Annotated in this window: 19 protein-coding genes; 2 read left to right on the top strand and 17 right to left on the bottom strand. The window is 51.3% G+C overall.

The features are described 5' to 3' along the window. Positions 1-22: 22 nt before the first annotated feature. From KNO95_RS06985 to KNO95_RS07005, 5 genes are all read right to left on the bottom strand, one after another. Positions 23-1,315 (bottom strand): methyl-accepting chemotaxis protein, encoded by a 1,293-nt coding sequence (locus KNO95_RS06985; protein WP_026825395.1) that lies wholly within the window; start codon positions 1,313-1,315, stop codon positions 23-25. Between the two features lie 122 nt (positions 1,316-1,437). Beyond that, positions 1,438-1,761 carry a hypothetical protein gene (locus KNO95_RS06990; RefSeq protein ID WP_034770911.1) on the bottom strand — a complete coding sequence of 108 codons (324 nt, stop codon included), beginning with the start codon at positions 1,759-1,761 and terminating at the stop codon, positions 1,438-1,440. Between the two features lie 10 nt (positions 1,762-1,771). Next, a complete protein-coding gene (locus KNO95_RS06995; protein WP_026825394.1) occupies positions 1,772-2,599 on the bottom strand; it encodes a GNAT family N-acetyltransferase in 828 nt (275 codons plus the stop codon). Between the two features lie 60 nt (positions 2,600-2,659). Next, positions 2,660-2,839 carry a hypothetical protein gene (locus tag KNO95_RS07000; RefSeq protein WP_161634148.1) on the bottom strand — a complete coding sequence of 60 codons (180 nt, stop codon included), beginning with the start codon at positions 2,837-2,839 and terminating at the stop codon, positions 2,660-2,662. 15 nt (positions 2,840-2,854) lie between these two features. Next, positions 2,855-3,340, bottom strand: coding sequence for a hypothetical protein (locus KNO95_RS07005; RefSeq protein ID WP_026825393.1), 486 nt, complete (start codon positions 3,338-3,340; stop codon positions 2,855-2,857). A gap of 156 nt (positions 3,341-3,496) precedes the next feature. Between KNO95_RS07005 and KNO95_RS07010 the strand changes: the two genes are divergently transcribed. Next, positions 3,497-3,994: a hypothetical protein gene (locus KNO95_RS07010; RefSeq protein WP_026825392.1), complete on the top strand. Its 498-nt coding sequence runs from the start codon at positions 3,497-3,499 to the stop codon at positions 3,992-3,994. Positions 3,995-4,113: 119 nt separating this feature from the next. Here the strand turns inward: KNO95_RS07010 and KNO95_RS07015 are convergent, their stop codons facing one another. Continuing rightward, positions 4,114-4,401 (bottom strand): putative quinol monooxygenase, encoded by a 288-nt coding sequence (locus tag KNO95_RS07015; RefSeq protein ID WP_026825391.1) that lies wholly within the window; start codon positions 4,399-4,401, stop codon positions 4,114-4,116. Between the two features lie 124 nt (positions 4,402-4,525). On the opposite strand from KNO95_RS07015, the gene KNO95_RS07020 reads away from it, so the two are divergent. Continuing rightward, positions 4,526-5,440: a YitT family protein gene (locus KNO95_RS07020; protein ID WP_026825390.1), complete on the top strand. Its 915-nt coding sequence runs from the start codon at positions 4,526-4,528 to the stop codon at positions 5,438-5,440. Between the two features lie 56 nt (positions 5,441-5,496). Here the strand turns inward: KNO95_RS07020 and KNO95_RS07025 are convergent, their stop codons facing one another. From KNO95_RS07025 to KNO95_RS07075, 11 genes are all read right to left on the bottom strand, one after another. Beyond that, positions 5,497-6,552: a GGDEF domain-containing protein gene (locus KNO95_RS07025; RefSeq protein ID WP_026825389.1), complete on the bottom strand. Its 1,056-nt coding sequence runs from the start codon at positions 6,550-6,552 to the stop codon at positions 5,497-5,499. 94 nt (positions 6,553-6,646) lie between these two features. Continuing rightward, complete coding sequence (gene csrA, locus KNO95_RS07030) at positions 6,647-6,874, bottom strand: carbon storage regulator CsrA (RefSeq protein WP_026825388.1); 228 nt, start codon at positions 6,872-6,874, stop codon at positions 6,647-6,649. Further along, the gene (fliW, locus tag KNO95_RS07035; RefSeq protein WP_026825387.1) at positions 6,874-7,311 is read right to left on the bottom strand and encodes a flagellar assembly protein FliW; all 438 of its coding nucleotides are present in this window, start codon (positions 7,309-7,311) and stop codon (positions 6,874-6,876) included. The genes csrA and fliW overlap by 1 nt, the downstream gene beginning before the upstream one ends. A gap of 15 nt (positions 7,312-7,326) precedes the next feature. Beyond that, positions 7,327-7,902, bottom strand: a complete 576-nt coding sequence (locus tag KNO95_RS07040) for a DUF6470 family protein (RefSeq protein ID WP_026825386.1) — start codon at positions 7,900-7,902, stop codon at positions 7,327-7,329. Positions 7,903-7,908: 6 nt separating this feature from the next. Continuing rightward, complete coding sequence (gene flgL, locus KNO95_RS07045) at positions 7,909-8,850, bottom strand: flagellar hook-associated protein FlgL (protein WP_026825385.1); 942 nt, start codon at positions 8,848-8,850, stop codon at positions 7,909-7,911. A 6-nt stretch (positions 8,851-8,856) separates the two neighbouring features. Next, a complete protein-coding gene (gene flgK, locus KNO95_RS07050; RefSeq protein ID WP_214878516.1) occupies positions 8,857-10,347 on the bottom strand; it encodes a flagellar hook-associated protein FlgK in 1,491 nt (496 codons plus the stop codon). Positions 10,348-10,359: 12 nt separating this feature from the next. Next, positions 10,360-10,716: a flagellar export chaperone FlgN gene (gene flgN / locus KNO95_RS07055; RefSeq protein WP_214703386.1), complete on the bottom strand. Its 357-nt coding sequence runs from the start codon at positions 10,714-10,716 to the stop codon at positions 10,360-10,362. Positions 10,717-10,830: 114 nt separating this feature from the next. Next, positions 10,831-11,082, bottom strand: coding sequence for a flagellar biosynthesis anti-sigma factor FlgM (locus KNO95_RS07060; RefSeq protein ID WP_026825382.1), 252 nt, complete (start codon positions 11,080-11,082; stop codon positions 10,831-10,833). A 23-nt stretch (positions 11,083-11,105) separates the two neighbouring features. Next, positions 11,106-11,492: a flagellar protein gene (locus KNO95_RS07065; RefSeq protein ID WP_026825381.1), complete on the bottom strand. Its 387-nt coding sequence runs from the start codon at positions 11,490-11,492 to the stop codon at positions 11,106-11,108. 18 nt (positions 11,493-11,510) lie between these two features. Beyond that, a complete protein-coding gene (locus KNO95_RS07070) occupies positions 11,511-12,179 on the bottom strand; it encodes a ComFC family protein (RefSeq protein WP_214703385.1) in 669 nt (222 codons plus the stop codon). Beyond that, on the bottom strand, positions 12,176-13,333 hold the full coding sequence (locus KNO95_RS07075) for a helicase-related protein (RefSeq protein ID WP_214878519.1): 1,158 nt from the start codon (positions 13,331-13,333) through the stop codon (positions 12,176-12,178). Before KNO95_RS07075 ends, KNO95_RS07070 begins: the two co-directional genes overlap by 4 nt. Positions 13,334-13,396: the final 63 nt, after the last annotated feature.

Below are 13,396 nucleotides of genomic sequence, written 5' to 3' on the forward strand. Positions count from 1 at the left end.
AACTCGAGTGAGCTATTCTAACTTACACTTCCACCTTCATCTGTTCCGTCTCATTCTGCAAACTCTCCGCAACCCGAACGAGCTCTGACATCGCCCCGTTCACTTCACCAAGGCTTGCCGCTTGCTGGCTCGCCGCTGACGTCACTTCATTCGCATAACGTGATGCTTCTTCGACCATGCCAACGATGCCTGCCGAGTTTGTCACGACCGAATCGATTTGACCGCGTGACTCATCTAAGAGGGAATCGACCGAATGGACATGGCTGTACACTTCATTCGCTGAGTTGTGGATCGACGCGAACGCACCACCCGCTTTTTCAACTAAGCCGACGCCTGTCTCTACTTCTGCTTTGACGTTCGCCATTGAAGACGATGTATCGCCAACGAGACGCTTCACGTCGACGATGAGATCCGTGATTTCTTGAGTCGAATTCGCTGTTTGTTCCGCGAGCTTTTTCACTTCTGCCGCAACGACGGCGAATCCACGACCATGCTCACCGGCACGTGCCGCTTCGATCGATGCGTTCAAGGCAAGCAAGTTCGTCTGTGCCGAGATGTCACTGATGACATCCGTGATCCGTGAGATTTCGCCTGTCATTTCCGTCAACTGGCTGTTAAGTGTTGATGATTGCTCCACTTTCCCAGCAATCGCATGCATCGCGTTGACGGAAGACGAGGCAAGACCCTTCCCGCTCTCTGCTTCCTGTTGCATCTCGCTCGCCGAATCAAGCGCCGATGACATCTCTTGGCGGATACTCTCCATCGTACGCGCGACCGCTCCGAGCAAGTCCATCGAATTATACGTCGCACTGACGTTGTCTTCTAACATTTTGTTGAGAGAATCCATCGCAGAACGAATACTTTCGCCGGCAACGTTCCCTTCTTGAACGGAAGCTGCAATCTCTTGTGCCGAACCAGTCAATTGGTCTGCCGTGTAACGCATGTTCGTGCCTTGTTCCCGAAGGTGTTCGACCATGTTGTCCATCGACAAGAGTAAACGTCCCATTTCTGAACGATCCGTCGTCTTCTCGTCTGCGAAGTGCACCGTCAAGTCGCCGTTTCCGACTTCGACGGCTTTTTCAGATGCCATTTCGACCGCTTTCAGTGGTCGACGGGCAATCAAGTAGATGACGATGCCGCCGAGTGACGAGATGAGTAACGCCGCAACCGTACCGACGAGCATGACCTGACCTTGTTCCATCTCGAGTTCCGTCAAGAGTAATAGGGTGATGTAGCCGACCGCTCCGCCCGTGATAAAGGATGTGACCAAAATCCACGCGAGCAATTGCGTCGTAAAGTTTTTAAATACTTTCACTGTTTGTTCCTCCTCATTGTGTTCATCACTTACTATATCGTCCATTTTCCAAAGAATGTATAGCGTTTTCAGTTGAACGTTTGGTCAATGAAAAAACGCACCCCGTCAAGGAGTACGTTTCGTCAAAATGCTTCATCGTCACGTTCGACATGCATCATACGTCGTGGTGTCGTCGCCGCATCAATCGCGAGTGTGATCGCTGCTGCCCAGTGTAGCATCATCCCGACAAACGGGATAAAGCCGAGGACTGACGCCGCAATGCCGACCGCCGCCCCGTACGAGAATCGATTCAGTCGACTGAACGACAGAATCAATACGATCACGTGGTACACGAACATGAACCCGAGGGGGGAGTACCCCATACTGATGATAAACAGACCACCGAGAAGTGGGATTCCGAGAAATGCTTCAAACGCCGCGCCGAGCCATTTTAGATTTTTTACCATGTGGTTCACCTCATAATTCGATCATATAAAACTCATAGCCGCCATTTTCCGCAAAACCGGCACGCTTATAAATCTCGAGCGCCGCCTTGTTTTCCGTCTCGACATCGAGCTCGACTTTCGTTCGACCCATGCGGAACAGTTGTTGCACCATCTGTTTCAACATTTTCGTGCCGTAGCCTTTGCCTTGCTCACCTGCTTTGACCCCGAACGCATGGATACTTGCCGCGTCATCCCCTGTGAGCAGGGCACGGATGATCCCGACTGGCTTTCCGTCAACCTCGCCGATGTACGTCACGCGATCTGGCGTGTCGATTTGTTGATAGATATTTTCCGTCACATCGACCGGGTCACCGAACGCCTCGCTGAGCGTCGCGATGATGAGCGGACGGTCGTCTGCTGTCGCCTCACGTAGCGATACCTCGTCCGGCTTCAAGAAAAGCTCCGCCTTTTTCAAGACGAGATTGTATTCCGAGAACTGGTATGCCGCCTGAAGATGGTCGAGCACTGCCTTTCCAGATGCCGAGTTCCGGTCGATGACGAACGTGAACGCTTCGCAACCGTTCAATTTCGCGTCCTGTTTCGCCGTCTCGAGAAGTGCCGTGAAGACACCTTGCTTCCGGTATTCCGGATGGACGAGCGCGTTCACCTCATATTCGTTCGGAAGATACGGGAAGAGCATGAGATAGCCGACGAGCGTCTCCCCGTCATATACCGCATAGTCGTTCTGTCCGACCGACTCATGTCCTACTTTGACATCAATCTTGTCATTCGAGTTGACCGCCTGTTCTAACGCCGTGACGTCATCTGCCTGTCTTACTTCTTCTACTGTCCAATTCATTCATATCACCTCATTTGTATTGTAGCACAAAGGAAAAAGCCCGCCGTAGCGAGCGGGCTCTCAGTCATTCCCTTCATTCTGAAAAAGATACGTCACTTCTCGCATCGTGACCGAGATGACGATCACGATAGCCAAGATGATCCAGCTTTCTTGTTTCGGTAAATCAAACACATACACAGCAACGATAAACAGAAGGGCTACAATCAATCCCTCCGTATAATCCCTTTCTCTCGTTCGCACACGACCACCCGTTCCTTATAACGTCCGAAACTCTAGCTCAGGAAGGGTCTCGATCAACTCGGCAATCTCGTCCGTATGTGCCTCGGCACCCGGGACGGCCTCGGTCGGTTCGACCCAGAAGAACGTCTTATCGTTCGTTCCGAGGTAGTTGCCGTAGCCGACCTCTGTCGCGAACGTCTCTTCTGTCAACTCACGGTCGATCAAATCTAGGTGGAACAACAGTTGGTCTTCCCCGTCCTCGACGTTATAGTATAAATCGAACGTGCCGTAGCTCTTCGTGTCCCCGATGTCGACAACGTCCTGTGCCTTCTCGATATAGACGTCACCCCGCTCGATCGCCGAGACAATCTTCGATGGCAAAATGATCTCGTAACCGAGCTCACGGTCACGGATCGTCTGAGTCGTGTCCTCCGTCCGCCCCCGGGACGAGACGACACCGACCGTCGCCACCAACGCACCGGTCACACCGAGCGCGAGCGCCCACTTCATCGATTTGTTCACAAGAACCACTCCCTACTTGTTAATGTCTTCACTTGATTATCCCATAAGTCGATGACTTTTCATTAAATATTCTGAAAAAATGTTTCCCCTTACATTGACGACTGTCCGCCAATCCCATACGATGGTAATAACGTACTATAGAAAAGAGGAACTGACATGTCTAACGAAACTACTTTGACGCGCGCCCAGCTCGACGCACTCCTGAAAAACGTCTTCGCCCTGCAAATCCCGGTCATCGAGAAATTCATGACGGATTTGTTTAAACAATACGTCTCGACAGCATCTACGTTCAAGCAAGATATGGACACGATGAAAGCATCTGACTGGCACAAGCATTTCTTCGGTCAAAAAGTGATGCCGCACCTCTTCATCGAGAACCTCGGCTTCGGCGCATCGTTCCGCCACCAAGGTCAAGAGAAGGTCGTCAGCATCCCCGAAAATATGACGGTCGTCAAACCGGACTCGGACGCACAAATCAAAGAGATTTTAGAGAATCTCGATCAGACGCTCGCATCGATGGACGGCGTCAAAAACAAAGGGCTCGTCAAGAAATTTTATAAAGAAACACTTGAACTCATCTGCCAACTCGGTAGCCGTACCGGTATGATGGATGACTTCTACGATAAAGTCAAAGGCAGTTTGACAACAAGTTGATGACCATCCCCTCGTTTCTAATGAACGAGGGGATTTTTCATGTCTCTTTTCGAATTGCTGATTCCCCTTACAATAAAAACGGACAGCTTTCAGCCATCCGTCTCGTCATTCACCCTCTGTCATGACCGTAGTTCGAGCGCGGCGATCCGCTCCATCCGCTCGAGGATTGGCTTCGCCTGGTCGATATACGCCCTCACTTCAGCAAGCGACAACGACGCCGCATGCGCATCCTCACTCCGCCACACTTCATATACGAAAACCGTGTCTGCCTCGTCAAGCGACACGTGGACCCGATACGATTCACAGTCCGAAGTCGCCTCCATCTCACGCGCTGCTTCCGATAAAATCGCCACGAGTCTGTCGCGTTGCCCCGCTTTCGTGACGAGCTTGCCAATCAGTGCGTACATTCTCCATCTTCCCCTTTCTCTTGCATCGACTCATTCCACTTTCCATGTCAGATTTCCTGCCTTGACGGCTCACATGCCTTGAAGGTTTGCTATACTTAAAGAAAATGGAAAGGGGGCACCCCGTATGCAGCGTACACCCATGCCTTCCCCAACACCGGAGGAAGTGCAGCGCTTAAGGCGCGAACATAATCCGATCAAGGCATCCGAACTGTTTGCGAAAGTCGTCCTCTTACTGCTCGGCTCCCTCGTCTTCGCGGTCGGTTTGGAGGCCTTCCTCGTTCCGAACCAAATCATCGACGGAGGGATCGTCGGCGTCTCGATTATCGTCTCGTATTTGACCGAGACGAAACTCGCCATCTGGCTCGTCCTCTTCAACTTGCCGTTCATCTATTTCGGGTATCGACAAATCGGGAAGACGTTCGCCGTCGTCACATTGACGGCAATCTTGCTCATGTCGGCCTTCACCATCGTCCTTCATGACATCAAGCCATTCACCGACGACCTCTTGTTGTCGACCGTTTTCGGTGGCTTTTTACTCGGGGCCGGGATCGGGCTCGTCATCCGTGCAGGAGGTTCACTCGATGGGACAGAGATTCTTGCCGTCTCTTTTACGAACCGCTTACCGTTCTCGGTCGGTGAGATCGTCATGTTCTTCAACATCTTCATTCTCGGGACAGCCGGTTTCGTCTTCAGCTGGGACCGGGCCATGTACTCGCTCCTCACGTATTTTATCGCTTTTAAAACAATCGATGTCGTCTTAGAAGGGATTGATCAGTCGAAAGCGGCGTGGATCATTACGACGGCACCTGAAGAAATCGGCCAAGCGATTATGGACCGGCTCGGTCGGGGCGTGACGTATCTGCATGGAGAAGGTGCCTATACCGGAGACGGAAAGAAAGTCGTCTTCACCGTCATCAGCCGACTCGAGGAGACGAAGCTGAAAGATATCCTCGATGACTATGACGAGAAAGCTTTTCTTGCTATCGGTAACATTCACGACGTCCGAGGCGGACAGTTCAAGAAAAAGAATATTCACTAAACGTGAAATCCCCTATAACCGCTGGACAGGATTTGCCAACGGTTATAGGGGATTTTTTAGGCGAACCTTACCTGATCTCGACCACTTCGCTTCGCTACATACAAGGCTTCATCCGCACGTTCGAACACGACCATACTCGATTCATGTCCTGCGACGGCTGCACCAATCGAGATGGTCATCGGAATGACCTCTCCTTGACATTCAAAAATCGTGTGACGCACGGTCTGAACAAGCTCTTCCGCCACTTCTTTCGCATCCTCACTTCCCTCAATCACAAGCAAGAACTCTTCTCCACCGTATCTTCCGACAAATCCTGACGGGGGGCAATTCCGTTCTAACGTCTGTCCAATATGACGAAGCGCCGCATCGCCGGCCAAATGCCCATATGTATCATTCAACTGTTTAAAATGATCGACATCGATGACAAGTAGCGTCCAAGGTTTGCCGGACATCTCTAAGTCATTCATCTGTTCGAGTGTTCGGTACCGATTCGGCAGTCCCGTCAATTCATCAATGGTCGCCCGGTGTGTATGTAAAAGGAACATCCATAGATGGGTCTCAAGCTTTTTCGCCGCCCAATAACAGAGCCAGGCACCAAGCGATAACATGAGAAAGTAAGGGACAAACACGTTAAAAAATACACCTGTCCCGACACTACCCGTCACCTGGATCAAAACGAGTAACGCACCAAATCCGATGTAGACGGCGTATCCTTTCACCCGATTAATGAGCACGCGGGAAACCACTAAAGAAAATAAGAAAAAGACGATAAACATGAGAATGGCGTCAACGAACGGGGCACTCATCCCATGGATCGTCATACGTCCGATAAAGATAAGTCCGAGCGTGACAATCGCCCCGAATGGCCCAGCGTAGGTCGCTGATAGCGCAATCGGGATGAGGCGGAGATCAATACGTGCCTCACCGAGTTCGATGGCATTGATCGTCAGGAGAATCGCCGTCAGTCCATTCGACACCCCGAACCAAAATCGGACAAATAATGGAGAAGTTCGTTGAATCGGCAAGACCGTCCGCATCACATAGAATGTAAGCGACATGAATAAAAAGATGAGACTAATGTTGATGACAAATTGATTAATAACCGCTCCCACCAATTCTCCTCCTTCCCTTCCCGTTTCTATCCTATCCCAACTCATCAAGAAATGTCATTCACCACTTATCGATTTCATCAAAAAAGTCGAAAGCTCACGCTTCCGACTGCTTGTTAATCATTTGCTTCATCAAGTTAGCGCTGTTTCTTGCCGACTCGTTCTCTTCCTGCATTTGAATGTACACTTCATGACGGTGAATATCGATATGACGCGGGGCATCGATGCCGAGCTTCACTTGGTCACCTTCGATCGCGAGCACCGTGAGCGTCACATCGTCCCCGATATGGATCGCCTCACCTTGCTTCCGTTTCAATACGAGCATCAGCGCACCTCCGTTTTCGTTCCGCCGAGCGGATAGCGTGCCGGAAAGGCGTCGTCTAGAATGACCTGTTTCCCGCGACGTTCTTTCGTCTCGATGACGATCGGTGCCTTCAAATTGAGAGTCGACGACTCGAACGGCTCACGGAGCGTGACGACGGAGTAGACCGATACGTGTTCCGCTTCTTCGATTCCAAGTTGGTCTTTCGCACCGTCTGACAACTCGAACGCATAGTCCGACTTATGCCAGAACGGATTCGTCACGACGAACGCGCAAGCCTGTTCCTCAATCGATTGAAGCGACCAGAACGGCAACTCTTCACCATACGGAATCAAGACGAACGTCTTCGAATCCGGGAATCCTGGAATCTCACTGACGAACGTGATCGTCTCCGCTTCATTTATTTCAACCTTGCCAAAGTAATCTGTTTCAATGAACATGGATTGTCCTCACTTTCAACGCGTTTCATCATACATCCCACCGATTGGCCATATTTCGAGTGACGCCTGTTGACGGAGCGAGATGTCCGTCGTCCATGGCGTAAACGAGATATCCGTCGGTGTAAGGGATACATCAATTTGGGGTGGCGTGATATTCCACTCGATTTTCACATCCGCCGGCGTATACGTCAACTTGACACGGTCAATCGATTTCGGCATATAGCCCATCTCGACGATCGGGTATGGGTCGTTCACTTTCTCCGCTGCCATCGATGGGATCGGATTCCCGTTCTCGATGCGCATGAGACGGTCCCCGTCCCGGGCGATGTTCGCCATCGCCTCACGGGCACCTTGCTCTCCCATCTGACCGAGATATTTCCCGAGTTCAAGCGCACCTTTCAAGTTGCTCTCGCTTCTCGCCACCGATGAATCGACCTCGAGCTTCCCCGGTATCGTCTGTTGCGTCATCTCGGCTTTCCCTTGCTGGATGGAAAGATCGGCCCGCCCTTGACGCATCTCGAGTACGGGACGATTCGAAGTCATCTGGATCGCGGCATGTGTCTGCCGCATCTCAAGTCTTGCGAGATTCATGATCGCTTACCGGAGAAAGTCTAGGAGCGTCGGTTGGATGATGCGGGCACCTGCAGAGAGTGCTGCACGGTGGACCGTCTCATGTGACTTCAGTTCCATGATGACTTTCTCCACATCGATATCTTCGTTGTCAGACATGATCGTTTTTGCAATGATTTCATGATCCTGCAAGCGATTATCTACAAGTTCCAAACGGTTCGCCCGGGCACCGAGTTCGGCGCGTTCTGTGATTAAGCTCTGACCGAGTGTGTCGAGCGTGTCGAGTTCAGCCGATAGGTCGGCGCCGCCTGTCGCTGGATCATTCAACATCGTCGTCAATTTGTGAAGACCTTCGAAAAGTTCTTTCCCAAAGATTGTCTCCGGTTGCATGTTCACTTGCACTTTGATACCTTTTGACACCTCGAACTCGATTTTCCCAGTCGTTGTCGGGGCTCCCGCAACGTCCGTATAAATCGTATTCACGTCTGCTGTAGCACTCGAATCAGCAAGGTACGCTTTAAGATTATCGATATCGATCAACGGTTGGTCTGTTTTCGTTCCGTTATAAATATACTTCTCGCCCGCTTTCGAATTTGCGAGGGAGCCGATATGTTCAATCAATTGGTCGACCTCACTCTTGATGATGGCGCGTTGTGAAGATTCATACGTATCGTTCGCCGCTTGCGTCGTCAATTCGCGAATTCGCTTGACGGCTTCCGTCACTTCGTTTAGCGTCGAGTCCGTCAAGTCCATCCAACTTGTCGCCTCGCTGACGTTACGACGGAATTGATCGACTTCACGCACCTCCGTCCGGTACCGGATCCCTTGCATCGCGACGACCGGGTCCTCTGATGCTTTTTGAATCCGTTTCCCGCTGATAAGTTGTTCCTGGACGCGAGCGAGTGTGTTATAGCTACTTGATAAATGCTTCAAGTTCGTCTGTGTGAGCATCGTCTGTGTGACACGCATCAGTCATTACCTCCCTACGACACCCATGCCGTTAATGATTTTGTCTAACATTTCATCGACGGCCGTGATGTTACGTGCCGCCGCATTATAAGCGTGCTGATACTGGATCATCATCGTCATCTCTTCGTCGAGCGAGACCGCGCTCACCGACTGGCGACGCTGGTCTGAACTGCTCAATAGGGCGAATGTACTCTTGGCGAGGTTTCCGTTCTGGCTCGCCTCGACAGCCATGTTCCCGATGACGTTTTGATAGTACTTGCCGATCGAGGTTGAGGTCGTAACCGAACCAGAAAAGCTGAGCGCGCTTTCTTTCAATTGGGCAAGTTCGAGAGCACCACTTCCGTCCCCGATGTTTCCATCTTTTGATGCGGCAATCAAATCTAAGTTCTTCATGAAATCATCGTTTACAGTAATCGTCGAAGCGCTCGTCATCCCTACGAAAAAGTCAGTTCGACCTGCAACCCCATCTGCATCTTTATTTGTGCCATGAGCCGTATTAAATGCTGAAGCGAAAACATTCGCCATTTCATCCAGATCTGCGAGCATTTTCGTGAAGGAGCCATCATGGGCTTCTGTGCCTGTAGACGTACCATACATATCGACAAGTGCTTTCCACTTCCCGTTCGGCAAGTCATTAAATGTAAGCGTAGATGTTCCCCCAGCGGCATTCGTTAGCGTCATATCTTCAATCTTACCGACCCCACTTGTTAAACCGTCGACAAGTTTCACTTCAGTGCCACCAATATTAACGCGAATATCAACTCGCCCTTCAGCAACACGTTGCGAGTTACCGCGTGTCTCTCCGTTCAAATAATCAACGGGTACGCGCTCGAACTCGATATATTGGGACAACTCATCCATATAGCGGTCACGTTCGTCATATAATTCGTTCGGTAAGACACCAAGTGGCTCCGCGTCTCCGATTTGACGGTTGACGTCACCGATTTTTGTCAACAAGTCGTTGATTTTTTTCGTGACGACGCCCGCTTCCGTCTTTAAGTCATCCTGTACTTTTGATAATGAAGACGACATATAGTTAAATGTCTGTGCCAACGTCAATGCTCGTTGCCGAACCACGCTTCGCGCACCCGTATCATCCGGGTTGACCGATAAATCTTGGAGTGACGCCCAAAACATGTCAAGTGACTTGGCGAGTCCGTTCTCTGAAGGTTCGTTGATGATGTCTTCCATCCGGCCGAATGCCGCTTCTTTCGTCGCATAGAATGCGTTCTTCACCGACTCGTCACGATACTGTTGTTCAATCATGAGATCGCGAATCCGGGCGAGTGTCTCCCCGCGTACCCCGGTCCCGAATTGTCCGGCTTTCGTCCCCCCGAAATTGACCGAGAGCTGCTCGGTCATCCCGAGTGTGAGCCGTTGGCGTGAATAGCCAGGGTTTGAGGCGTTCGCCACGTTATTCCCGGTCGCCTGAAGCGCCCATTGGTGTGTCGAGAGACTGCGGCGCGCCGTCTCTAATCCCATAAATGTTGAACCCATTCCACTTCCTCCTTAAACGTCACGGCTGAACGAGCGTGTTTCAAACGCCTGTTGTCCGTATGTGAAATCATCTGCTTCCGGCATGATCATGTCCAAATGCCAGGTAATATAACGAAGCGATTGTTCGAGCAGTGTCGCGTTCAATTCGTTCTGTCGCTTCAACTCGAACAAGACCGGTCTCAATTCCTCTATCTCTTCATCGTCCAATTCATACGTCCCTTGAAGTCGTTCCGCTTCTTTTTGTGAAATTTGTCGGACGAGTTTCGCTTCTTCTTTGACGAGTGTACTAAATGCCGCCATGTCGTTCTCAATGAGTTGCTGTTCTTTTGCGTAGGCCAATTCGAGTAAACGTTTATGTAATGTGAGCATGAGTCTCTCCTTTTTTCAAAAAAAGAGCCGACTAAAGAAAGGGGTGCCCCTTATTTAGTCAGCTTCCGTGCCGTGTTATTTAGTGCGAAGGCCTCAAACGGACCTCGCTTCCATTCATCCTTGTAGAAAGCGTTTAGCGATGTCGCGCGCGTCCCGTGAATACGTGCCCGCATCAATCTCTGCTTTCAAAGCATCGATTTTAGCGAGACGGTCCGGATGTTTCACCGGTTCTTCAAACCGGGCGCGGGCTTCCGCCGAAATTGACAATTGGTCCGTTTGGCTAGATGGCGCGGGCTTCGGCTCGACTTGCGTTTTCTTTTCATAAGTGTTTGGTAAATGTACCCACTTGGCTGAATCGATGCGCATGCGTCTTCCCCCTCTTCATGATGTTAATCCAAACGATAAGTGCGGATACTTGATTGTTTCGTCAAGCTATCCTGTAGACTGGACAGTTCCTTCTGCATATCTCTCTGGCAGTTCGAACAAACTTTCCCTTCGTTCGTCGGTTGACCACAACGAACGCAGCGGATCGCAAGCGCCGGATTGTCCTTGATAATCAAGCGTCCTTCATGGATATATCGCGTGATATCAAGTTCAGATACACCTGTCGCTTCGACGAGGGCTCCGATGGTCGTCTGTTTGTTGGCTGGCTCACGAATGAAGTCGCGGACTTTCAAAAAGTTTTGGAAGTCAACCTCACTACATGATGGACAGTACGGTGAACGGCTCTGTTTCATAAATAAGCGTCCACACATTTGGCAAGTTGCTGCATCCATTGGTTTCACCTCTGCTCTTTATATCGGACGCGATTTCGATTTGTTTAGCGCCCGAAATAAGCAAATCGCAGAAACTTCTGTCGCACCTGCCTGTCGCAACGAAAATGCCGCCTGATGAAGGGTCGTCCCCGTCGTATAGACGTCGTCTACAAGAATAATTTTCCCACATTTCACTGAAGTCGGTACAGTGAAAGGATTCGTTCGGTGTCGTCTTCCTTCTTTCCCGAGTTCACGTTGACTTGAAACCTCTGATTTTTCGAGAAGTTGTCGCGTCGGATCGATGTATCGGGCGAGCACCTCGGCCTGATTGAAGCGACGCGTCTGAAGTCGCTCTTCACTCAGCGGAATCGGAACGTAGGTTACACCCGGTGTACGTAATGAGCGTAATGTCGGCGCCACCGATGCTGCAATCACGACATCTCCGCTGAATTTGAAACGGTGCAGCCAGTCAATCCCCGCCTCATCATATGCGTACAGACAACGAACGGTCAAATCTAATCCGAGCGCAAGCCAACGGATACAGTCCGCACACGTCTCACCGGCCTCATTCGGTTGACCGCAACGTGGGCAACCTGTCCTGAGCGGCGTGAGTTTCGTCTCACAAGCCGGGCACACCCAGTCCTTCCGCCAAAGTGTAGCTGGCGTCCACGGGACCTTCATCGGCTCGTGACAAAGAAGACACTTCATCGCCGATTCGCCTCCTTAATTGCCCGGATGGCTTGATCTTGACGGAACGTGCGCTCCTCGTAAAAGAAACAGACCTCTCCTGTCGGTGCGTCCGGTTTTCGCCCCGCCCGTCCTGCCATTTGAATGAGTCCGCGTGTCGTAAAGAGCCGATGCTCGCTCTCAATCACCGCGACCTGCACGTCCCGCACCGTCATCCCCCGCTCCCAAATTGAGGTCGCGAGGACCACACCTTTCGTCTCTTGAAGCCAATCGAGCGTCTCGAGCCGTTCCTCCGTGTCAGCGGATACGGTGCGGCATGTCACTCCCGTTTCTCGTAACTGCGCTTCATAGCGTTCGAGGTCCGGCTTCGTTGGCACGAACAATAGACGCGGTTTGGATATATGTCGCTGACAAAAGTCTAGAATGCGTTCATCCGATTGCTTGACGAGAGTCGGGACGGGCAAATCAAACCCGTGATAACGCCGAGAGAGATGAATCGTCGGAAATGTCTTTTGCCACATGGTCGGGGTCGCCGTAATGAACAAGAAGACACCTCTCCCGGCCCGTCGTATCGTATTCCACAAGGCCACGTCAAAGGCAAACGGGAAGGCATCGGATTCATCGACGAGCACATAGTCGAATACGTGACGTAGATTCATGAGTAACGGCGCGGTCGCCACGGTGATCATTCCGATGGATGCTTTCTCCCCGCCCCCGTATCTTCTCGTGACAGGGACAGTGAACGCATGTTCTAATCGTTCTACCCATTCAATGGCAACGTCCCGCCGAGGTGACACGATCAATACCCGCTTCCCTTCATTGACGACCCGCTCGATCACGGGGAACGTCATCTCCGTCTTCCCGGCCCCGCATACCGCATGCACGAGTCCCGTCTTTCGTTCATCCCACCACGTGAGCAGTTGACTAGCGACACGCGTTTGGGCAGGGGCGAGCTCGAACGGCATCGTCAATTCGGTCGTTTCAGCCGGGGTCGCGATGTCTCGTTCTTCTAGATAATCACAACGACAGACACGCCCGAGGTATAAACAATTTCGACAATAGGCACACGATCCGTGATGACAGGTGAACGTCCGAACATTTGTGCTGAGACAGCGTTGGCAGATGCCGAAGCGGATGGCCCGTTTTCCCGTTGATGCGACGATGAGTTCTCCCACAACCGCACTCCTTTTTGACCTCACGTTACCAAAATGGATACGTGAATGCGACTCGACTTATAT

The organism is Exiguobacterium sp. ERU653, assembly GCF_018617775.1.
GTDB lineage: Bacteria > Bacillota > Bacilli > Exiguobacteriales > Exiguobacteriaceae > Exiguobacterium > Exiguobacterium marinum.

Excerpts from the sequence above, each read along its gene's own strand:
- KNO95_RS07020 (WP_026825390.1), top strand. The coding sequence starts at position 4,526 with ATGCAGCGTACACCCATGCCTTCCCCAACACCGGAGGAAGTGCAGCGC.
- KNO95_RS07015 (WP_026825391.1), bottom strand. The coding sequence starts at position 4,401 with ATGTACGCACTGATTGGCAAGCTCGTCACGAAAGCGGGGCAACGCGAC.
- KNO95_RS06990 (WP_034770911.1), bottom strand. The coding sequence starts at position 1,761 with ATGGTAAAAAATCTAAAATGGCTCGGCGCGGCGTTTGAAGCATTTCTC.
- KNO95_RS07040 (WP_026825386.1), bottom strand. The coding sequence starts at position 7,902 with ATGAATCTCGCAAGACTTGAGATGCGGCAGACACATGCCGCGATCCAG.
- KNO95_RS07060 (WP_026825382.1), bottom strand. The coding sequence starts at position 11,082 with ATGCGCATCGATTCAGCCAAGTGGGTACATTTACCAAACACTTATGAA.
- KNO95_RS06995 (WP_026825394.1), bottom strand. The coding sequence starts at position 2,599 with ATGAATTGGACAGTAGAAGAAGTAAGACAGGCAGATGACGTCACGGCG.
- flgK (WP_214878516.1), bottom strand. The coding sequence starts at position 10,347 with ATGGGTTCAACATTTATGGGATTAGAGACGGCGCGCCGCAGTCTCTCG.
- KNO95_RS07010 (WP_026825392.1), top strand. The coding sequence starts at position 3,497 with ATGTCTAACGAAACTACTTTGACGCGCGCCCAGCTCGACGCACTCCTG.
- flgL (WP_026825385.1), bottom strand. The coding sequence starts at position 8,850 with ATGCGTGTCACACAGACGATGCTCACACAGACGAACTTGAAGCATTTA.
- KNO95_RS07065 (WP_026825381.1), bottom strand. The coding sequence starts at position 11,492 with ATGGATGCAGCAACTTGCCAAATGTGTGGACGCTTATTTATGAAACAG.
- flgN (WP_214703386.1), bottom strand. The coding sequence starts at position 10,716 with ATGCTCACATTACATAAACGTTTACTCGAATTGGCCTACGCAAAAGAA.
- csrA (WP_026825388.1), bottom strand. The coding sequence starts at position 6,874 with ATGCTCGTATTGAAACGGAAGCAAGGTGAGGCGATCCATATCGGGGAC.
- fliW (WP_026825387.1), bottom strand. The coding sequence starts at position 7,311 with ATGTTCATTGAAACAGATTACTTTGGCAAGGTTGAAATAAATGAAGCG.
- KNO95_RS07070 (WP_214703385.1), bottom strand. The coding sequence starts at position 12,179 with ATGAAGTGTCTTCTTTGTCACGAGCCGATGAAGGTCCCGTGGACGCCA.